Annotated in this window: 15 protein-coding genes; 6 read left to right on the forward strand and 9 right to left on the reverse strand. The window is 54.4% G+C overall.

Going from position 1 to position 23,816, the window contains the following annotated elements; translation table 11 throughout:
• The first annotated feature begins 13 nt into the window (after window positions 1-13).
• Window positions 14-1,885 (forward strand): beta-lactamase family protein, encoded by a 1,872-nt coding sequence (locus LCM31_RS06135; RefSeq protein ID WP_224868414.1) that lies wholly within the window; start codon window positions 14-16, stop codon window positions 1,883-1,885.
• Window positions 1,886-1,976: 91 nt separating this feature from the next.
• On the opposite strand, the gene LCM31_RS06140 is transcribed toward LCM31_RS06135, so the two are convergent.
• The 3 genes from LCM31_RS06140 to LCM31_RS06150 form a co-directional block, all read right to left on the reverse strand.
• Window positions 1,977-4,715 carry a TonB-dependent receptor gene (locus tag LCM31_RS06140; protein WP_224868416.1) on the reverse strand — a complete coding sequence of 913 codons (2,739 nt, stop codon included), beginning with the start codon at window positions 4,713-4,715 and terminating at the stop codon, window positions 1,977-1,979.
• A 213-nt stretch (window positions 4,716-4,928) separates the two neighbouring features.
• Entirely contained in the window at window positions 4,929-5,765 is an 837-nt protein-coding gene (locus tag LCM31_RS06145) for a LytR/AlgR family response regulator transcription factor (protein WP_224868417.1), read from the reverse strand.
• Entirely contained in the window at window positions 5,752-6,885 is a 1,134-nt protein-coding gene (locus tag LCM31_RS06150) for a sensor histidine kinase (RefSeq protein WP_224868419.1), read from the reverse strand. Before LCM31_RS06150 ends, LCM31_RS06145 begins: the two co-directional genes overlap by 14 nt.
• A 249-nt stretch (window positions 6,886-7,134) precedes the next feature.
• Between LCM31_RS06150 and LCM31_RS06155 the strand changes: the two genes are divergently transcribed.
• Together LCM31_RS06155 and LCM31_RS06160 are read left to right on the forward strand one after the other, a co-directional pair.
• Window positions 7,135-9,729: a glycoside hydrolase family 3 protein gene (locus tag LCM31_RS06155; RefSeq protein WP_224868421.1), complete on the forward strand. Its 2,595-nt coding sequence runs from the start codon at window positions 7,135-7,137 to the stop codon at window positions 9,727-9,729.
• A 342-nt stretch (window positions 9,730-10,071) separates the two neighbouring features.
• Window positions 10,072-12,255, forward strand: coding sequence for a carbohydrate-binding protein (locus tag LCM31_RS06160; RefSeq protein WP_224868423.1), 2,184 nt, complete (start codon window positions 10,072-10,074; stop codon window positions 12,253-12,255).
• A gap of 263 nt (window positions 12,256-12,518) precedes the next feature.
• Here LCM31_RS06160 and LCM31_RS06165 read toward each other — a convergent pair whose 3' ends face one another.
• From LCM31_RS06165 to LCM31_RS06175, 3 genes are all read right to left on the reverse strand, one after another.
• Window positions 12,519-13,172, reverse strand: a complete 654-nt coding sequence (locus LCM31_RS06165) for a putative glycoside hydrolase (protein WP_224868425.1) — start codon at window positions 13,170-13,172, stop codon at window positions 12,519-12,521.
• A 112-nt stretch (window positions 13,173-13,284) separates the two neighbouring features.
• A complete protein-coding gene (locus LCM31_RS06170; RefSeq protein ID WP_224868427.1) occupies window positions 13,285-13,902 on the reverse strand; it encodes a hypothetical protein in 618 nt (205 codons plus the stop codon).
• A 41-nt stretch (window positions 13,903-13,943) separates the two neighbouring features.
• On the reverse strand, window positions 13,944-14,603 hold the full coding sequence (locus LCM31_RS06175; RefSeq protein WP_224868429.1) for a DsbA family oxidoreductase: 660 nt from the start codon (window positions 14,601-14,603) through the stop codon (window positions 13,944-13,946).
• Window positions 14,604-14,788: 185 nt separating this feature from the next.
• Here LCM31_RS06175 and LCM31_RS06180 point away from each other — a divergent pair, with 185 nt between their 5' ends.
• Together LCM31_RS06180 and LCM31_RS06185 are read left to right on the forward strand one after the other, a co-directional pair.
• A complete protein-coding gene (locus tag LCM31_RS06180; RefSeq protein ID WP_224868431.1) occupies window positions 14,789-15,583 on the forward strand; it encodes an SDR family NAD(P)-dependent oxidoreductase in 795 nt (264 codons plus the stop codon).
• A gap of 159 nt (window positions 15,584-15,742) precedes the next feature.
• Entirely contained in the window at window positions 15,743-17,542 is a 1,800-nt protein-coding gene (locus LCM31_RS06185) for a DUF885 domain-containing protein (RefSeq protein WP_224868433.1), read from the forward strand.
• Here the strand turns inward: LCM31_RS06185 and LCM31_RS06190 are convergent.
• Genes LCM31_RS06190 through LCM31_RS06200 form a run of 3 tightly spaced genes read right to left on the reverse strand, consistent with a single transcriptional unit; the run spans window position 17,499 to window position 22,477 of the window.
• The gene (locus LCM31_RS06190; RefSeq protein WP_224868435.1) at window positions 17,499-18,293 is read right to left on the reverse strand and encodes a CLCA_X family protein; all 795 of its coding nucleotides are present in this window, start codon (window positions 18,291-18,293) and stop codon (window positions 17,499-17,501) included. The two genes, LCM31_RS06185 and LCM31_RS06190, sit on opposite strands and share 44 nt — an antisense overlap.
• Before the next feature lie 12 nt (window positions 18,294-18,305).
• Complete coding sequence (locus LCM31_RS06195; protein ID WP_224868437.1) at window positions 18,306-20,813, reverse strand: ATP-dependent DNA helicase; 2,508 nt, start codon at window positions 20,811-20,813, stop codon at window positions 18,306-18,308.
• Complete coding sequence (locus LCM31_RS06200) at window positions 20,810-22,477, reverse strand: VRR-NUC domain-containing protein (protein WP_224868439.1); 1,668 nt, start codon at window positions 22,475-22,477, stop codon at window positions 20,810-20,812. The genes LCM31_RS06195 and LCM31_RS06200 overlap by 4 nt, the downstream gene beginning before the upstream one ends.
• A 228-nt stretch (window positions 22,478-22,705) precedes the next feature.
• On the opposite strand from LCM31_RS06200, the gene LCM31_RS06205 reads away from it, so the two are divergent.
• Window positions 22,706-23,734, forward strand: coding sequence for a zinc-binding dehydrogenase (locus LCM31_RS06205; protein WP_224868441.1), 1,029 nt, complete (start codon window positions 22,706-22,708; stop codon window positions 23,732-23,734).
• Window positions 23,735-23,816: the final 82 nt, after the last annotated feature.

A 23,816-nucleotide genomic window follows, 5' to 3' on the forward strand; every position in this document is an offset into this window, starting at 1 on the left:
ACGAGGGGACCTTATGTATAAAAAAATACGTGCTTGCCTATTGGCCGCTTTTCTCATTTGGGGAGTACAAGTCCAATGTGTCGCCGATAGCGATGGAGCTGGTCGCTATGCCAAGCTGGCTCGCGATATTCAGCAGGTGCTGGATCAAACGCGTACACCAGGTGCGGCAGTTGCCTTGTTAGAGCCGGGCAAGGAGCCATGGGTATACACCAGAGGTTTTGCACACCTCGAATCCCGCCAGCCAATTACGGTAGATTCGGTATTCCGTACCGGGTCAGTAGCCAAGATCTTGGTGAGCCTATCGGTGATGAAGCTGGTTGAAGAGGGCCGAGTGTCGCTTGAAGACAGGGTGGCAAACCTGGTACCGGAAGTGGAATTTAACAATCCATGGGAGGACAGTAACCCATTGTTACTGGCCCACTTGCTTAATCACAGCAGTGGCTGGGATGCACCGCATTTCCCGGAATTGGTGGCCAGCTCCACGAGTCCTATTGGCATCATTGACCAGCTCGCATTGCATCCCCATTCGCGCACCAGCCGTTGGGTGCCGGGAACTCGGAGTGCCTACAACAACACTGGACCGTTAGTTGCAGCGTATATCGTCGAGAAACTAACGGGAAAACCGTTTGAAGAGTATGTAAGTGAGCACTTCTTTACCCCTTTGGGCATGGTGAACAGCGGTTACTTTTTTGACGATCATTATCGTCAGAACGCGGTTACTCAATATCGCAAGGGCGTGTCCATGCCGTATTGGCATCTGGGCAATCGCGCCGCAGGTGGCCTGAATAGTAGCCTGAGTGATTTAGTCGCGTTTATCCGTCTTCTTCAGCAACCTGACTTATCGATTGAAGGAATTATTTCGTCTACATCTGTAAGGACCATGGAAGCTGTACAGGCGAGTCAGGCTGGTGGATTGGGGTTGGAAGTTGGTTGGGGGCTGGGTTTAACCTCCTTTCATCACAAGGGTTTTGTCTGGTCTGGGCATGAGGGGAGTCTCCCCGGCGCTGGGGTGTTAATCGCTTACGAACCTGAGGGAGAGATAGGCCATGTTGTCTTGGTCAACCAGGATGGCCCGGCTGCTGCACGTATCCACAAGTTACTGCAGGCGTTTATTGTGGCTGAATATGGAAGCCAACGTGCAAAACAAACTGACAGTCGGCTGGCTAATTCCATAAAGAATACCAAAGTCACATCAGGTTACTATCGCAATATCAGCCCCATAGCAGACCGGGCGAGGGTAATACCGACAATAACGCCTTGGAAGATTCAACAAAATGAGAATGACTTAACGATCACACCACTACTAGGAGGGTCAGAAAAATCTGTTCGAATGAATGTGGGCGGTAAAGGCGTACAGCCTGAAACAGGGCGCGTTGTGCTGGTGCAGGGTGAGGATCCATTAGTGGGTAGTGTTATTCACTATGGACCAATCACGTTAGAACCCATTAGCACCTTGCATGCACTGGCTTCACCAGCATTGGTGATATCGTGGGTACTTGTGACTTTACTGGGAACGTTGTTTGCTGTTGGTGGTTGGGTATGGCGGATTTTCAGCGCGCGAACTGGGGATAATAGCCGATTCAAAGTTTGGCCTGTGGCAACCGTTATGATGGGGTTGGTTACCGTTCTTTGTGCGAATGCGGCTTTCAGTTCGCCGGAGCCATACACTCGTGCAGCCAGTATTTCTCTACCGGGCATTTTTGTATTCGTCGGATCGATTGTATTTTTTGCCATGGCTATTTGGGGGCTGCGTGAACTGTATATAGGGTTTGCCAAACAGAGAGGATTTGCTCGTTGGTATACGACAGTGTGGCTGGCATTAAACGCGTGTATAGCTGTCTGGTTATTGATATATGGGGGAGTTGGCTTGCGATTGTGGATCTGACATCTGTAAATCGATGAAACATCGCTTCATGCATAAAAAAGGCCCGCATTGCTGCGGGCCATGTCGAAGGGAGACAGTGATGAAAAAGAACTTACCAGCTATAACCGAAGCGTAGGCCGTAGTTGCGTTGGGCTTTTCCGGCTACGGGAGTAGTACCAGCATAACCTTGCCACCAGTTCACATCCTCGTCGGTGAGGTTGTATACCCATGCTTCCGCAAACCAGTTTTGACTGGCGGAAGTGTACTTAAGGCTGGCCGTTGCCATTGCCCAGGCATCTCGCTTGTCGGTATAAATATCTAGATCGATATTGTCAGCTATTACACCTTCTTCGAAGGTCCAGCGCTCGTTGTTATCGATAGAGGTATAAGACTCGTCTTCCCAATGAATATTTAGGAATGGCGTCAATGAAGAGCCGTCCGCAAATTCAAAGTCATGACTGATATTCAATGTGAGTGCTGCATTAGGCGAATATGCGAGCTCATTGCCTTTAAGATTACGGAAAATCTGAGGATAAGCCGTATCATCGTAGTTCAGTGAGTCATTAGGTCCGATGCCAAATACCTGGCGTACCTCCTGGCCCCATTGACCGATATAGTCACTAGTGATTTCAGTATCTAGGAAGGTTAGATAGCCGCCTATATGGCCGCCGGCCCAAGGCGCCCATTCCATTTCAAGTTCCAGGCCCTGAATCCGAGAGTTGGATGCATTGCGAGTCAGGAAAGTACCTTTGTCTTGAGCGATAGTAATAGGATTGCCGTCTTCATCGATACCCTCACTGAATACGGTGTCATAGAGCTCCCACTGAGTGAACTGTTGATCCTCGTAGTCGCTATAGAAGTAGTTCGCACGAAGATTCATATTGCCATCGAGAGCAGTTGTTTTGATACCGAGCTCATAGGTAACTACGGTCTCACCATCATAGCTGGTATCGAAACGGTCTCCGGTTGGGTTATCTGGGGTAATGGTGGATTCTTTATAAATCACATCGCCAATACCGCCACCCTTGTATCCATTGGCTACATAACCGTAAATCAGGGTCTCATCGCTATAGTCATAGTCGATACCCACGCGCCAGGTGGTTTTTGACCAGTCCTCGTATACATCATTCTGGGTTTCTACGACGAATCCTTCGCGCGGATAATCATAGTAATCAGCAGGTAGAGCGTTCAGCGTATCACGCGGTACCCGAGCATGGTTGTCCATCCAATCGTCTAACTGTCCCCATACAACATCCCAGCCGTACTGGCCGATGTGTCCCCAGGCATCGATAGGGCCTGAGCACTCGCCCCAACAGCCCCAGTTACGTCCGCCAACATCCTCTTTGCTATCCTCAGTATGGCGCAGCCCCAGAGTCAAGTGAGTCTTGTCGGTAACCGAATATGTGGCTTGTCCAAAAAGTGCTTCAGATTTAATGATACGCTCGGGCTGGATCCAAAGGCTCGCCCCACCCATGGCACCTTGGTAGTGCCCATTCATATAGTTATCTTCTTTAAAATTGAAATACCCGGCAATCCACTGCAGGGGGCCGTCACCAGTGGACTTCAATTGCAGTTCGTGGGACCAAGAAGAGTAGTCCGTATCGACCCACTTAATCATCTGATCCCAGTGGTAGTAACCTTGATCGATATCGAACTGGCCAGTTCGCTCCTGGTTTTGGTATCCCGCGTTATAAACGAACTGCAGCTCGTCATTAATATCGTAAGTAAAGTGAGACCGGATACTGTCCATGGTCATGTCAACTTTGCCCGGCACATTCACATAGGCAACGAAGTTGTCTTCGCTGCCCCAGATATTCGTACAGGAGCCGCCGTTAACGTCGGAAGGCCGATCTTCAATACGTTCACAGTCGCGCTGCCCAATACCGCCGGCACCCTTGTCACGGAAACGCTCAACTGTTACGAGCCAATCCGCTTTTTCAGTCGGAGTCCATTTGGCCGCAACCCGAGCAGCCCACTGGTCTGCGTTGTTGTAAAAATCCTCCGGATCAGCCTTAACTTCCTTGTAGTATTGGGTATTGAAGAACCAAGCATCCCAGCTGTTTGCGGCTGGGTTAACCGCCGAATCTGTGGGTTCTAGTTCGTCGATCGGGAGGTAGCGCTGATCCCACTGGTTGGGATCATAGTAACCGGTAAGATTGGAGTCTTTTTTCTCCGTCATGTACGCGGCTCGTAATGCAAAAGTCTCAGATACAGGGATGTTGATCATGCCCTTGAGTGCACGTTGATTGAAACGACCCATTTCAAATTGGGTGGATGCTTCAAATTCTTCAGTATTTGGCTTGGCTGAAATGATATTCATCGAGCCCACAGTGGAGTTGCGCCCAAACAGCGTACCCTGGGGGCCTCGGAGCACTTCGGCCCTTTCAATGTCGAACATCAGCGCCATTGCACCTTGCGGACGTGGCGTGTACACACCATCAAAGTGGACACCCACTGCCGGGTCACCCCACTCTGTGGTATTGGTCGAACGAATACCCCGCATTGTGATAATCGGTGCCGAGGACTCATTGTCCACCATGATGCTCATGTTCGGCACCAGGTTGTTCAAGTCCTTGATGTTTTTTACACCAAGGGTGTCCAGGGTCTCCTCCGAAAATGCGGAGATTGCGATGGGGGTGTCCATCAGGTTGGTTTCGCGCTTGGTGGCGGTCACGATGACCTGTTCCAGCGCCGAATCATCATTTTCGTTTTGTGTGTCAGCGGTCTCGTTGGACTGGGCCAGTGCCACAGAACCAAAGGCGAGGTTTGACAGAGCGATTGCTGCTGCAAGTTTTTTGTAGCGCATCATCGTCGGTGTTCTCTCTCGTATCGTTATGATTTTAATGGCCATAACTCCTGGCCGATTTGCCGGCGGTCGCTAGTGCACCAATACTGGTGCCATGTCTGCCCCACTTAACCGCCAGTGTTTAGTTTGTTGACCTTGCGCGCTGGTCTCAATCGGAAATCGGTATCGGGAGAGAAGCCCTAGACGTCGCGCAGACACTGCGGGACTGCACGACAAGGTGAGATCTACCTGCGATAACCTGCAGGGTCCTAACTGGGATTAGGCGTGTGTCGCCTGACGGCTGCGCAGTGCGTGGACCTGATCCTTAAAATTGCGGCTTGCCTTAAGTTGAATATCGCCATCCAGCACCAGAATACATTCTGTATTACGCAGTGGAATAATCTTGGACACGCGTTCAGCATTAACTATGGTGGATTTGTGAATGCGAAAGAACAGTTTCGGGTTCAGCAGTTGCTGAAGTTTCTTGAGGGTAATACGCAGTATGTGTGTCTCGCCGGCAGCATGGATACACATGTAGTCACCTGCGGCATCAATCCAGTCGATTGAGCCTGTCGGCACCATTACAGTTTCATTGTCTGAATTTTTAATTTCCAGTTTATCCGGGTACCCGCTGGGAAGCGGTACATCACTATCAAGCCATTCTTCGAGTTCGGGCATCGAGATCCCGGATACATCGTGCAAAGCCGCCATGAGTTTTTCCTGACAGCCATCATTTGCTAACGGTACATGGCGCTGTTGCGCGCGATCTATAGCTTGTTTCAGGCGCCCAAGGCTTGCCGGCTTTACCAGATAGTCATCTGCATTTAGTTCAAATGCATCAACTGCATATTTATCGTAAGCCGTGACGAAAATAATAATCGGGTCAGAACATGTGCGCAGTTCTTCAACGACTTCCAAACCGTTAATGCCCGGCATTTCCATATCGAGAAAGATAAGGTCTGGCTTAAGCATATTGTTAAGCTCAATAGCCTCTTCGCCACTGCTGCATTCACCGATTATCTCCACTTGATCGATTTGCGACAGGCGTAATCGCAGCCCCTCCAGTGCCAGTGGTTCATCGTCTACGAGAAGCGTATTTAACTTACTTTGTGCCATTCGCCGTGCTCCCGGATTGAAACGGAATACGAATTTCCACAGTCAGCCCGTTTGCATGGCTTTTCAGGGAAAATTTGTGGTTGCTTCCATAAAGTGTTGTCAGGCGATTGCGGGTATTACTTAGCCCGATGCCGGACGGGCGCTCATTGCCGCCCTTAGAGTCTTCTAATCCAGGCCCGTCGTCACCAACTTCGATGACCAGTTCACCACCCTGTTTGGTCGTTTTGATGATCAACTCACCGCCATGCTTGCGCGGGGCGATGGCATACTTGATGGCATTTTCAGCGAGTGGCTGTAACAGGAGGTTGGGCACCAGTGCAAACTGCGTCACAGGATCTATCGATCTTTTAATAAGAAGTCGTTTTTCAAAGCGAACTTTTTCAATGTTGAGATATAGATCTAACGCTTCAAGCTCATTTTTGAGAGTGACCTGGGTGGATGGATCATTGTCCAGCGAGCTGCGCAAAAACTGGCAGAGTTGATCAACCATCTCACCGGCAGTGTCATTTTCCCGCTTGAGAATAAGCGTGGAAATGGCGTTCATTGTGTTGAACATAAAGTGCGGATTTAGCTGATAACGCAACATTTTCAGCTGCGCTTCACGTGCTGAGCTCTCCGCCTGCAGCGCCTTGTGGTGCTCCGCCTGTAAAGCGCCATAGAACTTGAATACGAAATACAGGCCTGTCCAGGCGGCCATAGTTGTTAGGGAAAATAGATACCAGGCGCCGAAATCGTGCCAGCTCCAGTTGAGCCACGGAAAGTTATAAAGAAAGTCGAAAGTACAGAGCTTGAAGAAGTTCCACACTGCGGCGAACAGCGCGGAAAGGATGACGGCTCCGATGGCCGCCATCGATAGGGGCAGCCGTATTGCCAGTCGAAGCACCTGTCTGAGTGCCAGAGACGTCAGCAATCCGGTCATTGTCTCCAGAAAAATATGTGTGTGCGCAATCAATAGATTGTCGGGCGTCAGCCTTGGGATCACCACGGCCACGTAAACCAACAAAAAATAGCCTGACCAACCAGCGCCCTGAAGACCCCAGAATAGTCGATTGTGGCTCCGCAGCAACGACAACGCTGGCGGATAGTGGAGAGAAGGATTCGCTATATACATGGCAATCATTATTTTTTCTTGAGGGTAGTGTTGAGTGGCGGACGCTGTCAATGGCAAAGCGAGACAACGCTGGAATAACCCCCGCCATCGATCAGAGCGGGTATGTGGACGCTACTTGGCAACCCGCTGTGTAGGTTGTCGTAACGATGTTCCGGCTTGTCGCATCCGCATGGAGCTAGGGTGGGGCGGTTTGTTACCGTCGAATCCGTGAATAACTCTAATAGGGTCGATTGCCACTAAGCGATTGACGAGTGAATGATGAGAAAACATTTCCCACTATTTGCCGCCGCGGCGGGTTCATTGTTGTTGATTATGGCGGGTTGCGAGCGTGTGGACCCACAAAGCGAATACAGTGCGCAGCAAATCAAATGGCCCAGCGCGCCGATAGCGCAGGCGGAAAACCCCAACTCCGGGTCCGCTAACAGTGCGTCAGGTTGGCCGAAAATCGCCAGCGAAGTGCAACCAAACAGCGAACTGGAGCAGCGTGCTGCGGAACTGCTGGCGACTATGACGCTAGAGCAAAAGGTCGGTCAGATCATCCAGACGGAGATCAAGTTCACCACACCGGACGATGTGCGCGATTTTCACTTGGGGTCGGTGCTGAACGGTGGAGGCAGTTTCCCTGGGAATAACAAATACGCAACGCCCGAAGACTGGATTGCGCTTGCGGATAAATACTACTTCGCCTCCATGGATACATCGAAGGGCGGGCGCGCAATTCCGATTATCTGGGGCACAGACGCCGTGCACGGTCACAATAATGTGATCGGAGCCACATTGTTTCCACACAATATCGGTCTCGGTGCGACCCGCAATCCCAAGCTGATGCGCAAGATAGGTGAGGTAACCGCTCGTGAAGTCGCGGTGACCGGAATTGACTGGTTGTTCGCACCCACTGTCGCCGCACCGCGAGATGATCACTGGGGCCGTACCTATGAAGGCTACTCGGAAGATCCGGAGCTTATCTACCAATACGCTGGTGAAATTGTGCGTGGTATCCAGGGCGACGAGCGCGGGCGTTTTGGATCGGGGCAATTAGTCGCGACGGCAAAACATTTTATTGGTGACGGAGGTACCGAAAACGGTATCGATCGCGGTGATACCAAGCTGACAGAGCGTGAATTGATGGAGATTCACGGCCAGGGCTATTTCTCATCTCTGCAAGCCGGTGTGCAAACCGTCATGGCGTCGTTCAACAGCTGGAATGGTGAAAAGCTGCACGGCAGTCACTACATGCTCACGGAGGTTCTCAAGGAGCAGATGGGCTTTGACGGGTTTGTAGTGGGTGACTGGCTTGGGCATGCATTTGTGCCCGGCTGTAGTGAAGTAAGTTGCGCACAGTCGATAAACGCCGGCCTCGATATGTTTATGGCGTCCAATGCAGACTGGAAGACCCTGTATCACAACACCATTGACCAGGTGAAGACGGGTGAAATTCCGCAGCAGCGTCTGGACGATGCAGTAACCCGTATTCTACGAGTGAAATTACGTGCGGGTCTGTTTGACGCACCCCCGTCACAACGTCCACTCGCCGGTGAACTCGACATTATCGGTTCCGAGCCACACAGGGAGGTTGCGCGCCAGGCGGTACGCGAGTCTCTGGTACTTCTCAAAAATGAAAATCGGTTGCTACCGCTGCAGCGCGATATGCGTGTACTGGTTGCCGGAGATGGGGCCGATAACATCGGTAAGCAATCGGGGGGATGGACGATTTCCTGGCAGGGGACCGGAAACTCAAATTCGGATTTTCCGGGTGGTACGTCAATCTATGACGGCATTCAGTCTTCTGTTGAGGCAGCTGGCGGCGTCGCCAAACTGAGTGTGTCGGGCGATATCGAAGAGGGTTTTGACGCGGATGTTGCCATTGTGGTGTTTGGTGAGAATCCTTACGCAGAAATGCAGGGTGACCTGAAGACCCTCGAATACCAGGCCGGTAATCGCAAAGATCTGAAGTTACTAAATAAACTCCGATCTCAGGGTATCCCGGTGGTTTCCGTTTTTCTGACTGGCCGTCCTCTTTGGGTGAATGCGGAAATTAACGCTTCTGATGCCTTTGTTGTCGCCTGGCTACCGGGGAGCGAGGGCGCCGCGGTCGCCGACGTCCTTTTCCGCAACAGTGATGGATCGATTAATCATGACTTTACCGGAAAGCTTTCATTTAGCTGGCCGGAGAGTCTCGCGCAAAAAGTGGTAAATCGCCACGATGACAAAACAACAGCGCTATTCGAGTACGGATTTGGTATGAGCGCTGACGACGAAGTTTCCCTTGCTCGCTTGAATGAGGAGCGTCCACAAATTGATGTGTCGGAATTGGCAGAACTGGATTTGTTTGCCGCGCGACCAATGGAACCCTGGCATTTATTTATTGGTGATGATCAGGGTGCCGAGCTCGAAATGACCGGTAATCGTCACAATAATGCGCATATGAGTATTGCGGCTATCGATCGCAACATGCAGGAAGATGCGCGCTCCATCGAATGGCTCGGGAACGGCACCGGCTCGGTGTACCTGAAGGCGTGGAATCGACTCGATCTTTCTGAGTACTTGGTTGCGGATGGTGCATTGGTCGCAGAAGTGCGCCTCGACAAAAAGCCGAGCGCATCAATATTCGCCCAGATGCGCTGTGGCGACAATTGTGGTGCAAAAGTGGAAGTGTCGGACCTGGTAAAAAATCTCTCGATATCCGAATGGCAAAAGTTGAGTGTTGACTTGAGCTGTTTCGGAAGTGGAGAAATGGACTTTAGTAAAGTCGATATGCCCTTCCAGCTATCGACCGACGGCACCATGCAGCTTAGTTTCAGTCGCATATCCATCGGCTCGCCGGCGAAACATCATATGACTTGCAGTAGCTAATTTAACAGCTAGCAAACTCACTGGGCGGCGCAGTCGCGCCGCATCAATAAAATAGAAAATTTTTCAGCAAATTATTAATGCTGAGGGGCGAACTTTGCCCGAAAAAGCGCTTGACCAATTTCACGTTCTCTTTAGCCGTTAGAACTTGATGTAGCAGTACCTCTTACCGGTAGCAATGCAATATACCGGGTGCCCAAAGCTCGGCACGGAAAGAAATATAAGGTTTGTCTGCAGTATCCGAGCCGGCATAACAATAAATATAGGATATCTCCGATGAATATCTTGATGAGAAGAGTGCAGCCAGGATGGCGGCGCATATGTACGGCAGGGATCGCTCTTTGTATGACTTTGGCCGCGAACGATGCACTGGCCGTGCGGGACCGTCCGCACATTGATCAGTCACTTGGCTACAATGTCATCCTTTCCGATAAAAACACTACGTTACGTGGTGTCAGCTTGTCTTTCGATGGTGGTGATCCATATGGGACTTTACCCGCGGTAATGCCGTCGCAGGAGTCTTTGGATGCGTTGAATACGGAGTATGGTTATAACACCGTGCACGTATATCTTGAGGGTGATGCGGGCCAAAACCCTGATCCCGTTGGCATTAATCTGGCGCTCGCCGATGAACTGGTCGCACGTACTCGTGCCGCGGATTTGTATCTGATTATTACCGTGGGTAATAACGGTGAAAACGGTGCGATCCACAGTATGCAAAAGACCTTGGATTTCTGGTCCCTGTATGGCGAGCGCTACAAGAACGAAACCCATGTGATTTTCGAGGCGCACAATGAGCCGGCGCCCTCAACATTATCGAACTGGACCCAGCAGGACTGGGACAACCAGCTGATCATGTATAACCATATCCGTGGCATTGCGCCGGACACCATGATCTTGTTGGGTTCATTTATGTCCTTCTTCGGCGGTAGCGCGGCCATTGCAGGCGCCGACCAGTTGAAAGCACAGGGCGTATCCTGGGATAACGCCGGTTTCGCTTTCCATGGCTATTGGAACCTGCCGGATATCGAAAAGACCATCGCACCGTTCCTGGCCAGCACGGACTACCCTGCGCTGATCTGTACCGAGTTCTGGCCGGGCGATACAGAAAACGGCTACAACGCTGCGTTTGAGACGTATCACATCGGCTGGCAGCAGTTCCAGTGGCTGGGCGCGAATGATTTGGACTTGGAGAACCTGAAAAACAAGCTGGATAATGCTGGTACTGTGTGGAAGCCCGAACTGGCGGAAACCACTTGGCCGGCCAGCGGCGCGCCCAACATTCCACTGGGTGCGGAGATTGGTATCTATAGTCGTGGACAGGGAATGTTCGTGAGTTTGGATGGAGACAAGCTCAGCGCAAACAAGGCCACCTATAGCAAAGCCAATGGAGAGAATTTCACCGTGGTAGATGCTGGCAACGGTTATGTCGGCCTGCGCGCAGACAACGGCAACTATGTCTCTGCGGCGGGTGACGGCCTACCGATGACCGTGACGGCTACCAGTATTGGCAATGCAGAGAAATGGGAATGGCTGGAGCTACCGGCAGGCGACTTCGCCCTGCGCCCATGGGGTGGTGGTGGTCACTTGTGGGGAAGTGTTGAGCGCGGCCAAAACGCGGGCAAACTTTCTGCTAACGGTGATAATGCCTCTATCAACGGTCCCGCCACTCTGGCATATCTGACCGAAGCCGGTAGCGCGCCTGATGCACCGACTCCGCCTCCGCCGCCGCCCCCCGGTCCTTTCAATGGTGCACCGACCGCGATTCCAACTACTAGCCCACTGCTCGCAGCAGATTTTGATCACGGCGGTGAGGGTGTTGCCTACCACGATATCGACGACGAAAACTGGGGCGGTGCCTATCGCTTTGACGTTGGTGTCGATATCGAGGCGAGTAATGAGGGTGTACCCAACGTAGGCTGGATTGATCCCGGTGAATGGCTGACCTACACCGTCGACGTGCAGACTGCCGGTGCCTACACCTTTACCTTCCGTGTGGCGTCCGCTGCAGACAACGGCAGCTTCCATATGGAATTTGATGGTGTGGATGTCTCCGGCCCGATTAGCACGCCGAATACTGGTGCCTGGAATAACTGGGTCAATATCACCAAAGAAGTTGAGCTCGTCTCCGGCATTCAGGTAATGAAAATGGCCAGTGCCGGTGGCTTTAACCTGATCAGCTTTGATATCCAGGAAGGTAGCGCTCCGCCGCCTCCGGCTGGCACCGACATGTATGTATCTTCGGTGGTAACCGGTACCGTGGGTGCGGGTCGCGGCCAGAAGTACGGCACGGCAACGGTTACCGTGCTGGACAACAACGCCAACCCGGTTTCCGGTGCCACTGTAACCGGTAACTTCACCAGCGGCATTATCGAAAACGGTGTGTCCGGCGTTACCGATGCCAATGGCGTTGCGGTACTGCAGAGCAGCGTAAGTGCGGGCGGCAATCTGGCAGTAGAGTTCTGCGTGAGTGATGTCAGCGGTAGCCTGAATTACGATGAGACATCCAGCGTGAATCGCTGCTTCTAAAAGTTCATCTCACAGGATGAAGCGCGGCCTTCGGGCCGCGTCTGTTAAGCCGAATGGCCAACACAACGGCAAAAAAGAAAATTAAAAGATTGTGGAGTGGGTATCTTTTTAATACGCGAGAAGTAAGAGCTTCAGTACAACAGATTGTGTTGTTTCCTCTCAGGCAATGCGCCGTGCTTCACGGTTATTTCGCCTAAGCCCCACCAAACTTTGGTGGGGCTATTTTTTTATCGCTATTCTGCAAGTCCAGCGCAGCAAAACCTTTAAGTTGAGCAATTGATCGTTGAACTCTCAGGCGCATTTGTTACCAAGCGGACGTCCGCAAGAGAAAGTCCCAAACTGCCATTAGTGATAACAACGAGGGGTGAGTCTACCTTGGATAATTTGGTGCCAGCATCCGCGAAGCAGGAAAGAGGGATCGCGAGGTGGAACCATTGCTTTTGTGGTACTGCAGAGAGAATCTGTCCGAGTTTAAAGGAGCCCGTACACGGGTAACCGCAATCCATTCGCAGAGTCACCTTGTCAGTGGGTACTTCATCCACACGCAATACCAGGCTAAGAGCACCGCCTTCAGTGGCCAGCGGTTCGAGGTCGAGTTTGCGCTTGCTTTGCCAAAGTATCTGACCGGTACTCCCCGATCGCCACTTTGCCTCTACTACGTTGTAGCCGATAGCATCTTCTATGAAATCGACTTGTACATTCTTCGGCGAGCGCGTGTTAGCGGAGCCGTCGCGCACTGGAGTGTGCCAATTTGTTGGGTTGCCCACATAGAATTTCCAGGGGTCACCCACTGCACCGCCAGACAACAGCACGCCATTGCCCAATGCATTATTCTCAAGATTGCTAGCACTAGCGTGCGTTACGCTACTCCCCAGGGCGCAGGCAAGCGCGACACCATACCCGAAATACTTAATCATCTTTGGCCTATTCAATTTATTTTATGAAATTGAATACTGGCACGTTTATGTATTTCAGGGCGGAGATCGCGCTGTCCGGGTATCTGTGTGAGACGAGCGGATCGCGTGCGATCTAATCTGACCCCCAGGGCGCCGGTGGTATTTCCACAGGCTGGGTGAGGTCAAACTCAACGCGGAATTTTCGACCGGTTGGGCGAGTGAGTTCATAGGCAAACATCGATCCCGGGTGAACCTCCATCGCCCAGGTGTTCTCCACAGAAGCAGATAAGCCCTCTTTGTTGAACACGGCTATGGATTCAGCATCCACCGGAAACTCCTGTCGGTTGTTGGTTCCGACCGTTTGGCTATCGCCGCCATACATGGTCACAGCATCTTCGCTACCGTCTTTATGGCGATGGTCGTGCTTCAGGCGCAGGCCGTTGTCGGTACGAGTGAGTATCCAGGTGCGGGAATGGTCATCACCAACATGGAAGGGAATCTTGATTTGCGTATCGGGTTGGTCACAGCCCCGCACATGCATAATCAGCTGTTTGCCCTCAAATGGATCTGGCGTATCGGTTTCTGGTTCATTGGCGACGATCTTGCCGGCAAACGCCTTGCCACAATAGGCGGAGATATTTTTCAGGAATACATCGGCGGGCACCGTGGCGGCATTCTTTTGTTGGCAGCCCTGCAGCAGACCGACCAGGCCCACAAGGCATCCCATGGTTACCATGGATAAGCGCATCATGTTTACTCTCAACTTAGATAGAAATTGAACTGAGACGGGTGTCAAACCGTATGTTTGTCATCAATTATGCGCTGCAGTTGCGCCTCGAAGGTTGTTACTTCCTGGGCGCCACTTAACGCGTATTGCCCATTAAACACAAATAGCGGCACACCGCGCACCCCCTTGCTGACGATTCCCTGCTCCAGCTGGCGTACTTCATTGGCATAGGTCTGCTGTGCCAGCACCTCCCGCGCTGCGAAGTTATTTAAACCGGCGCTTTCCGCCGCGGCGATTAATACATCGAACGCACTGACATCTCTTCGATGGCTGAAAAAGTCAGCAAAAAGCTGCAGGCTAAGAGCATGCTGCTTGCCCTCAATTGCTGCCCAGTGCAATAACTGATGCGCTTGGAAGGTGTTTACCATGCGCATTTCATCGAAGTAATCAAAGTGGAAGCCCACATCCGCACCCAGCTTGGTTAGGCGCTCGCGTGCGGCAATGCTTTCCTCGGGACTGGTACCGTATTTCTCGGCGATATGTTCGCGCAGGTTTTGCCCCTCGCTGGGCATATCCGGATTCAGCTCGAACGGTAACCAGTTAATCGTGGGATCAATGGCCTCGTCAAAATTATCCAGGGCCTGCTGCAGTCGGTAGTACCCGATGACACACCAGGGGCAAACCACATCGGAAACGATGTCGATTCGAAGGGGAAGCTTCTGCATAACGATTTGTCTTGTGTTGTGGGTTGTGCATGGCGCCGAGGGCGACAAGCCCGAATTTGCCCAACTTGAATCTGCCCAAGCAATTGCGCAGGCGCGCATAGTGTAGTCCCGCGGGCATTGAACGGCACCTTTTTGATCCAAAACAGACCGAAACTACTATGGGGGAATTTATCGGGAGGTAAACCATGGACCTGCAATTAAACGGCCGCCTGGCATTTATCAGTGGTTCGACCAAAGGCATCGGGCGCGCTATAGCCGTCAGCCTGCTACAGGAGGGTGCCCGGGTAATCGTTAATGGTCGCTCTGGCAGTGCGGATGCGGCGGCGGAACTCGCACAATATGGGGAAGCGATCGGCATCGATGGTGACCTGGCGGACGCCGGTGATGCGGAAAGAATTTGTGGCGAGATCGACAAGCATGGTGCACTTGAAGTTCTTGTGAACAATATGGGTATTTTTAACCCGAAACCCTTTGCGGAAATATCCGATGAAGAGTGGCGCAACTTTCTCGATGTCAATGTGATGAGTACCGTGCGACTGTCGCGCTACTACTTCCCGAAGATGCTGGAGCAGGATTTCGGTCGTGTGATTAACATTTCCAGCGAGGCGGGTATGCGCGGCCTGGAGAGCATGGTGCACTACTCGGTTACCAAAGGGGCGCAAATTGTCATGGGGCGCGGGATGGCAAATTTGACCCGCGGTTGCGGCCGTAATATCACCGTTAATTCGGTGCTGCCGGGCCCGACGCTTACCTCGGGAGTTGAAACCTGGCTCAAGGAGAGTGCGGAAGTGCAGGGCAAATCAGAAGAGGATTTTGTGCGCGACTTCTTTCAGGAGACCGAGCCGACGTCACTGTTGCAGCGCTTTATCAATCCGGAAGAAATTGCCGCGGTGGTGGCCTTTGTTGCTTCGCCACTGAGTATCGCCATCAACGGGTCGAGCATCAAAGCGGAAGGCGGGTTGATCAAGAGTATTGCTTAATAAGGAACCGGTCTTCTTGAATGGGTCAACTTGTATGCGGCGGCGTGACTAGGCCAATGTGACTAGGCCAATGTGAATAGGACAATGTGAATAGGACAACAAAGCGTCCGGTGGACATGGTATGTTTATGACCGACTAGGTACAGAACCGGAGAACCACATGTCGGTCATGTTTTCCCCTTCGCGCAGCCTGCCACGGTTATTGGTTGCGTTTGCACTTTTTATCTTCAGCGCCAGCGCTCTAGCTGACAGCGCGGCGCAGCAGCTGCAGCAAGTTATCGACGACCACTGGCAGTACTATCTTGAAGAGAACCCGACGGCGGCCAGCCGCATGGGTGACAAGCGCTATAACGACCGCCTGCCCGGCGTTGCCGATGCCGATCGCGCTCGTCGCTTGCAGGCAGAAAAAGCGTTTGTAGAGCGCCTGCGGAAGATTGACTCCGCCAAGCTGTCGCGGGATCAACAGGTCAACCGCGATCTGCTGCTGTGGGTGCTGAATAATTCCATCGAGTCAAACGAACTTTATCTGGACCGCACCCCGGTCAATACCTTCTACAGCTTCTGGAATACCGCCCTTGGCGCCAGTCGCGGCTTGAATATGCCGCAGGTATCGGACTACGAGGATTACATCAAACGCCTTGAGGATACCGGTCGCTTCTTTGATGAGAATATCGCGAATATGCGCGCGGGCATCAAAGACGGTTTCGTGTTGCCGAAAATCGTGATCGAGGGCATTGCACCGACGGTACGTGCCCAGGTTTACCAGGACCCGACCAATAGTAGTCTTTACGAGCCCTTCAAAAAGTTTCCCGAGAGCTTTTCAGACAAAGACAAACAGCGTCTGCAGGCGCACGGCAAGCAGGCCATTCGCGAATACGCCATGCCCGCGTTTGATCGCGTGGCGACCTTTCTCGAAGGCGATTACCTGAACGCGGCCAGCGACAGCCTCGGCGCCGAGCAGTTGCCCGGTGGCAAAGACTACTATCGCCATGCCATTCGTACTTATGTGACCCTGGACATGGACCCGGATGCCATCCACAAGATTGGGCTGGCGGAAGTGAAGCGTATCCGTGAGGAAATGAATCAGCTGATCGAAGATAGCGGGTTCGAGGGCAGCTTCGAAGAGTTCACCGAGTTCCTGCGTACCGATCCACAGTTCTATGCGGAAACACCGCAGGAGCTGCTCAAGGAAGCTGCGTACATCGCCAAGAACATCGATTACCGCCTGCCGGAATTCTTCGGCAAGCTGCCGCGCCTGCCCTATGGCGTGGTGCCGGTGCCCGATGAAATCGCCCCCAACTATACCACTGCGTCTTACAATCCCGCCGCGATTGGCGGTACCCGCGGCGGCGCCTACTGGCTGAATACCTATGCACTGGACCAGCGTCCGCTCTACGAATTGGTCGCGCTGACTCTGCACGAAGCGGTACCCGGCCATCACCTGCAGGGCGCCCTGTCACTGGAACTGGAAGACGTCCCCGCATTCCGCAAGAACCTGTATCTGAGCGCTTTTGGCGAGGGCTGGGCGCTGTATACCGAGCGCCTCGGTGAAGAGATGGGTGTGTACGACACCCCTTACCAGAGTTTCGGGCGCCTGAGTTATGAAATGTGGCGCGCCGCACGCCTGGTGATCGACACCGGCATCCACTCCCAGGGCTGGAGCCGTCAGCAGGCTCTGGATTTCCTCGCCGACAATACCTCCTTATCCGAAGGCAATGTACGCGCGGAAGTAGACCGCTACATTTCCTGGCCGGGGCAGGCACTGTCTTACAAGATGGGTGAGATAAAGATTCGCGAGTTGCGCGAAAAAGCCGAACGGGAATTGGGCGATCAATTTGATCTGCGCGCATTCCACGATGCGTTGCTTGCCAACGGCGCGGTGCCCATGGAGATGCTGGAAGCGCAGATGAACCTGTTTATTGCTGACCAGCGCGCCGCAAGCTCGCGCCCAGCACAGTGAAGTAATCCGTAAAGGCAAGATTGATTCGCGTGCGCTGTACGTCCTGTGGATACAGCCCCAATCTTGCCTCTTCCGTTGCCTTGGTGCCGGCCACCAGAAAATTATTGGAGATGGTTGCGTCCTGCACAAAGGCTTCGAAGGCCCGCGCGCACATCTCGGCCGGCGACGCGTAGTAGACGCAACCGTTTGCCTTATCCGCCGCTTTTGAAGCGCGGAACATATCACTGGGGTGCTCCCCGCTTGCGTCCAGCATAACCGCGCGGAAACAGGCAAACAGCCGGTCATTGACGGGGTGGGGCACCGGTGTGGCTTCGCGCAGCCAGGCTTCCGAGGCGAACATGTTTCCCGGTGCATCGCTAAACGCTTTGCCGGCGAGGTAGTGGTCCAGTGCGTGGAACCACTCGTGGGCAATGGAGCCGGGGCCGGCGTTTTTTGCTAGGGCAAAGGTGCGGGTTCCGGGTTCATAGTGGGCACAGATACCCGGGCGGCCGCCGGTGCCATACTGGAAGGCGAGGGTGCCGCGCAGGGAGATGAGCAATTCCGGCCCCTGCAGAATAGTCATCAGGTCTTCCAGCGCGCCGTAAAACAATCCCGCCGCGCGGGTTTTTTCCGCCTCGGTGACCCAGCGCCCGATAGCGATGGAGCGGAAGTCGAAGCGTTTACGCACATCGTTAAAGCCCACAGTTTCCTGTGCGCCCGATTGGGGGCGCAGGTGTGGGCTGCGGCGGTAAAACTTGCGATCTAAAACCATGCGTGCAGAAAATTATTCGTTCCAGAACCTTGTCAGTGCGTCGGACAGCGCCTGACCGTTGCGGCAGCTGTGTGGTTGCCAGTGTTGCGGGTAAAGGGCCCGATAAAATGGGTCGGCGAAGCGGTAGTCTGCCAGAATCACTACGCCGCGGTCGCTCTCTGTACGTATTACCCGCCCGGCGGTTTGCAGCACCCGGGTGAGTCCGGGGTAGCGATAGGCGATATCGAAGCCATTTTGCCCTTGCTGCTCCCAGGTTGCTCGCAACAGTTCCTGCTCTTCATTGACCTGCGGCAGTCCGGTGCCGACCACAATGGTACCGATCAGCTGTTCGCCCACATAGTCGATCCCCTCGCCAAAGATCCCCCCCATGATGGCAAACCCCAGGGTGCGGTTACCCGCCTGAAACTGTTGCAGGAATTCCGCGCGCTGCTGGTCGGAGCTACCAGATTCCTGTAGCAGCAGCGGTATCTCCGGGTAGGCACTGGCAAAGCGCTCGGCCACCTGCTGCAGGAAGCGGTAGGAGGGAAAGAACACCAGATAGTTACCCGGGCGGCTTTGATACGTGCGAGCAATCATCTCCACCAGGTGCTCGCCGGCGCGGTCCCGTGCCCGGTAGCGGGTATCCACGTATGGGCACAGGAAAAGTCCCAGCTGCTCGCTGCGAAATGGCGAGGGCAGGGCGAGGTAAGGGGCATTCTGTTGCCAGCCGAGCTGCTGGCAGATGTAGCCGGGCGGGCGCAGGGTGGCGGAAAACCCGATGACCGCGTGGAAGGCTTGGTATGCCTGCTGTAAATAGGTGGCGGCATTCAGGCAAAGTAATTCGACTTCCTGTTCCCGCCAGCGACTATCCGGGTTGGAAGCGCTCTGGACGCGGGTAATACAGCGGTGCTGCTCCGCCACCGACTGTTCGATCACCTGATAGCGAAATAGCGACCGCAGCCAGTCATTGATGTCTTCGGGTGGTTGCTGGCCTTGCTCCCATAACTGGTTCACAACCAGCAGCACTTTTTGCACCGCGGCACTGATCTTTTGCGGTGCGCCGTCGCTCAGTGAAGTTATCCACAGCTCGCGATTTTTGGTTCCCTCGGTGGGAAAATTTGCCGCTGTGGATATCTCGGCAGTGTTCTCTGCCGGGTCTTCCGCACTGCCGCGCTGTTCCTCCACCCATTTGTCCAGCGCTCTTACCAGAGACTGGATAGCCCGGTGCAGGTTCGGGTGGGAACCTTTACAGGCGGCTGCGGCACGGCGGCTGTCGCCGCGCTTGAGGCTTGCGCTGAACATGCCACGGGCGCGATCCCCTAGATTGTGGGCCTCATCGATTAACACCGCGCGTTGCCGGCTGCTATCCAGCAAACCGTGCATTTGTACCAGCGGGTCGAACACGTAGTTGAAATCGCACACCACCAGATCCACCCAGGGGCGCATCTGTAGCGACAGTTCGAAGGGACACAGCTGCAGGCGGTCGGCTTCCTCGGCAATCACTTCCGGGGTCAGCAACGGTTTGCCCAGGAGGTTAATACGCGCCTCCGGCAGGCGGTCAAAGAAGTTGCGCGTGCGTGGGCAAATCCCGGCGTCGTCGCGGCTACACAGGCCCAGGCTACACGCACAGGTTTTGTCCCGCGCCTGAATCTCCAGCACCGACAGGGTTAGTCCACGATCATGTAAGCGTGTGGCCGTTTCCCGCACTACCTGGCGGCCGGAATTTTTTGCTGTCAGGTAAACCAGCTGATCGAGCGGGGTTTCTCCCATCGCCTTGATGGCGGGGAACAGTGTGCTGATGGTCTTGCCGATACCGGTGGGCGCCTCCACCACCAGTTCGCCACCGTCGCGCAGGCAGCGGTAGGCGGCTACCGCGAGTTCGCGCTGGCCGGCGCGGTAGTCTGGAAATGGGAATGCCAGTGCGCGAGCCGACGCGCGCACGGTATGTCGGTGCGCCTGCCAGCGCCGATGCCACTGTATGTAGGTGGTGAGCGCCTCGCGGGTAAAGGCCTCTAGTTCTCCCCAGCGGAACTCGCGGGATTCGGGGTAGGTTTTCTTGTCCTTGAGGTTGTGCCAGAGCATTTGCAGGGCTACCGGCGTAGCTGCCGTGAACTGGTGCTGCAGGCCGTAGCAAAAGCCGTAGATCCTCAGCTGTGCCCAGTGCAGGGCGCGCGCGGATTCCGCGAGTGCCTCCGGTGGCACATAGGTGGTTTTGATCTCGTCGAGTTGGACTGGGGTATGCAGGTCCACCTGGGGGTGGAGTATGTCGACGCGCCCGCTCAGCGTCACTGCCTGACCGTCCTGCTCCAGTTCTACTTGCAGGCGATATTCCGCCTCGCTGCCTTTCGGGCGTTTGCGTTGCAGACGCTGGTGTGCGCGGATGCCCTCCGCGGCAGTGGGCCCACCGTGCCTGTGTTCGCTAACCAGATCGCCACTGCGACAGGCAAACGCTACCAGCTCCCCTACAGAGAGCTGCAGGGTATCCTCTGCTGTTGGGCGACACTCAGTGTCTTCCAGAGGGGCGTTCAGGGTGCCAGTCACAAAGTATCCCACTCAACATGCAATACCCGGTGCGGTATCTGGTTTTGGGCGAAATAAGCCAGCCAGCGCTGCTGGTTTTGCTGCAGGCGATCCCCCGGCCCTTTGATTTCTACCAGTTCATAGCCGCCATCAGCGGGGAACAAGATCAGGTCCGGAAAGCCGCTGCGGTGATGGGCAATGTCGTTCAGCAGCCGGCGAAACAGTGCCAGCCAGTGCTCGGTGGGGATCTGTGACAGTGCCAGTTCCAGCAGTGGCTCCGAAAGCCCGTCCCAGTGCACCAGCGGGTTAGCGATACCACGCTTCTCGCGGAAGTGGTGCCATACCCATTCGTCGAGCCCGGTTTCCTGCAGTTCGGTCAGGCGCTGGGTGAATGCCGCCCGCCGCTGTGGATAAAAATCTGCACTGCGAAAATCGCTCGGCGCAACCTGGAATGGATTGAAGAAAGCACCGGGAATTGGCGCGAATACGATATCCCATATGGCCAGGCCCAATACGCCGTTGATCAGTGTGTTTTCCACATAAAAGCACTGATTGCCGGCGGCGGCGTCTGCGAGATAGTGTGCAGCCCGGACTTCCACCCGCTCATTGGTTTGCGTCAGGGTGACGGTGTGCGTGGGTGCCCGATAACGCTTTGGCGCAGGCCAGGTGTCGCAGTGCGAGGTTTTCTTGGCGGTGCGATGACCGAAGCTCGCAGCGAATTCGCGCTCCTGCTCATTCTCCGGTTGCGCCAGTATCTGGGCACAGATAGTCAGAGCCGCATCGGTATTGCCTTGAGTGGCGGCGATACGGGCGCGGCGCTCGCGCGCCGGCGGGCGCTGACATTGTTGGTACAGCGTATTGGCCGCTTCCAATGCTTGCAGCCGCTCCAGCTGGCGCGCCAGTGCCAGGCGCAGGCGATCCAGTCGCCGTTGCAGTGTGGTATCACCTTGCGGGTTTTCCGGCAGTTCGGCGGCAAGGGTGGTGATGGCTTGCGCATCAGCGCTGAGTGCCTGCTCCAATTGTGCGAGACAAGCGTAATAGTGCAGATGGCGCTCGACCTGCGCGCGGCTTTTAAATGGCAGTTGCGACTGCTCCAGCGGATAATTTTCGTAGCGGAACAGTCCAAGATCCCGCAGTACGTAATCGGTAAGGTCCTGATTCAGGTTGCCGAAGAACAATAGCTTGAAGGTCTCGAAGTGTGCTGCCGCCTGTACCGCGAGCAGAGGTTCATCAAAGGTCAGCTGTGCGCGAACAGAGTCGTGGTCTTGCTGCAGGAGTGCCTGCTCCAGTGCCGGGCGCTTGAGTGTTTTGGGCAGCGGTTCGAGGCTACAGGCTAGCAGTTCGTTTTTGGTGAACAGCGGCAGAATGTCTGTCAGGTCCAGGGCCGGATCGCGCAGGAACAGCCCAGCAGTTGCCAGGGTTTCCACCGCGTGCGGCAGGTTGTGAATTTCCTGGTACGCCAGTTTGGATTGCCGAAAGAGTGCACCAGCGGTGGAGGGCACTCCCTTGCGTGACAGCAGGCGTACATAGAGTTTCTGGCTATCGGTATCGAGTGCGCAGAAGCACTGGTGGAAACACCGCTCTTCGTCAGACAGCAGCGCGTCATAGCGCGTTACCACAAATTCCACGAGGGCGTGGAAATTGCTTAGGTAATAGTCTGGTGCCAGTTCGACGGGCTCGGCCATGGGAGTTTCGCTAGGGAAATCAATTGCTGTTGAAGGGTATGGGCGCCATCCAGGGGCTGTATGGTTATACAGCATGTGTGGAAGTGGGACAAACTTCACATCGACCGCTCATCCATGCACGGTTCACTGGCGCTGGGTCGTGAAATATCGTTACTCTCATATACCGATATAGAGGCGATACAGTACCGGTCCTAATTAGGTTTGGGAAAATAAACTAAGGAATGACAGATGGAGCAAATCCGGCACGTATGGCGTACACGCAAGGCCGGTGCGATCAGCAATCTACGGCTGCTAGAGGAGCCGCTTGCGCCCCTCGTTAGTGGCCAGGTGCGCGTGGCGGTGAAATCCGTCGGGCTTAATTTCGCGGATATTTTTGCGCTGACCGGTTTGTACTCCGCTACGCCGGAAGGCAGCTTTATCCCCGGCCTGGAATTTGCCGGAGTGGTAAGTGAAGTGGCCGCGGATACGCAAACCGATTTAAAAGTGGGAGACCGTGTGTACGGTTGTACCCGTTTTGGTGGCTATGCCACCGTGATCGATATTCCCGCGCAACACTGCCGCAAGATCCCGGATGCCTGGAGTTTTGCCGAAGGTGCCGCCTTTCCCGCCCAGAGCCTCACCGCCTACTATGCGCTGACCAATCTGGCGGCAGTAAAGCCGGGGCAGCAGGTGTTGATTCAAAGTGCTGCGGGCGGTGTGGGTTTGCAGGCGATGCGCATGGTGGAGCAGATGGGGGCCATCCCCATCGGCACGGTCAGTTCTGAAAACAAGTGTGAGTTTCTTGCCGCGCAGGGTTTTACCGATGTGATTGTGCGCGGCGAACATTTTGCCGATCAGTTAAAACTGCAACTGGGCGGGCAGCCACTGCATGCCATTCTCGACGGGATTGGCGGCAAGCTCCAGCAGCAGTGTTTCGCGGCGCTTGCGCCGACCGGGCGTCTGGTAGTATTTGGTGCGGCGGAGTTTACTCCGGGCGATAAACCTAATTGGCTGAAAGCGGCCTGGTTGTACCTGAAGCGTCCGCGCTACGATGTGATGGACATGATCAGCACCAACAAATCCGTGCTGGCCTTTAACCTGATCTGGTTATGGCAGGAACAGGCATTGTTCGATGAGCTGTTAGGCGGCTGCGCGAGCCTGGATTTACCCGCCCCCCATGTTGGTCACGAATACGACTTTGCGCAGGCCCACGATGCCATCGAGTGCCTGCGCAGTGGCAATTCCATTGGCAAGGTGGTGCTGAATATCAGCAGCTAAATTTTACGGTTACTGTTTTTTACTCCACGGTACCGCCATACGCTAATGCCCAGACCTAGTGGGGGTGACGTCCGCCAGATGC

The organism is Microbulbifer agarilyticus, from assembly GCF_020171345.1.
GTDB lineage: Bacteria > Pseudomonadota > Gammaproteobacteria > Pseudomonadales > Cellvibrionaceae > Microbulbifer > Microbulbifer agarilyticus_D.

Bases quoted from the DNA above. Each gene is read 5' to 3' on its own strand.
- LCM31_RS06165 (WP_224868425.1), bottom strand. From the start codon at position 13,172: ATGATTAAGTATTTCGGGTATGGTGTCGCGCTTGCCTGCGCCCTGGGG.
- LCM31_RS06155 (WP_224868421.1), top strand. From the start codon at position 7,135: ATGAGAAAACATTTCCCACTATTTGCCGCCGCGGCGGGTTCATTGTTG.
- LCM31_RS06135 (WP_224868414.1), top strand. From the start codon at position 14: ATGTATAAAAAAATACGTGCTTGCCTATTGGCCGCTTTTCTCATTTGG.
- LCM31_RS06180 (WP_224868431.1), top strand. From the start codon at position 14,789: ATGGACCTGCAATTAAACGGCCGCCTGGCATTTATCAGTGGTTCGACC.
- LCM31_RS06200 (WP_224868439.1), bottom strand. From the start codon at position 22,477: ATGGCCGAGCCCGTCGAACTGGCACCAGACTATTACCTAAGCAATTTC.
- LCM31_RS06175 (WP_224868429.1), bottom strand. From the start codon at position 14,603: ATGCAGAAGCTTCCCCTTCGAATCGACATCGTTTCCGATGTGGTTTGC.
- LCM31_RS06205 (WP_224868441.1), top strand. From the start codon at position 22,706: ATGGAGCAAATCCGGCACGTATGGCGTACACGCAAGGCCGGTGCGATC.
- LCM31_RS06160 (WP_224868423.1), top strand. From the start codon at position 10,072: ATGACTTTGGCCGCGAACGATGCACTGGCCGTGCGGGACCGTCCGCAC.
- LCM31_RS06140 (WP_224868416.1), bottom strand. From the start codon at position 4,715: ATGGCCATTAAAATCATAACGATACGAGAGAGAACACCGACGATGATG.
- LCM31_RS06145 (WP_224868417.1), bottom strand. From the start codon at position 5,765: ATGGCACAAAGTAAGTTAAATACGCTTCTCGTAGACGATGAACCACTG.
- LCM31_RS06150 (WP_224868419.1), bottom strand. From the start codon at position 6,885: ATGATTGCCATGTATATAGCGAATCCTTCTCTCCACTATCCGCCAGCG.
- LCM31_RS06190 (WP_224868435.1), bottom strand. From the start codon at position 18,293: ATGGTTTTAGATCGCAAGTTTTACCGCCGCAGCCCACACCTGCGCCCC.
- LCM31_RS06170 (WP_224868427.1), bottom strand. From the start codon at position 13,902: ATGATGCGCTTATCCATGGTAACCATGGGATGCCTTGTGGGCCTGGTC.
- LCM31_RS06185 (WP_224868433.1), top strand. From the start codon at position 15,743: ATGTCGGTCATGTTTTCCCCTTCGCGCAGCCTGCCACGGTTATTGGTT.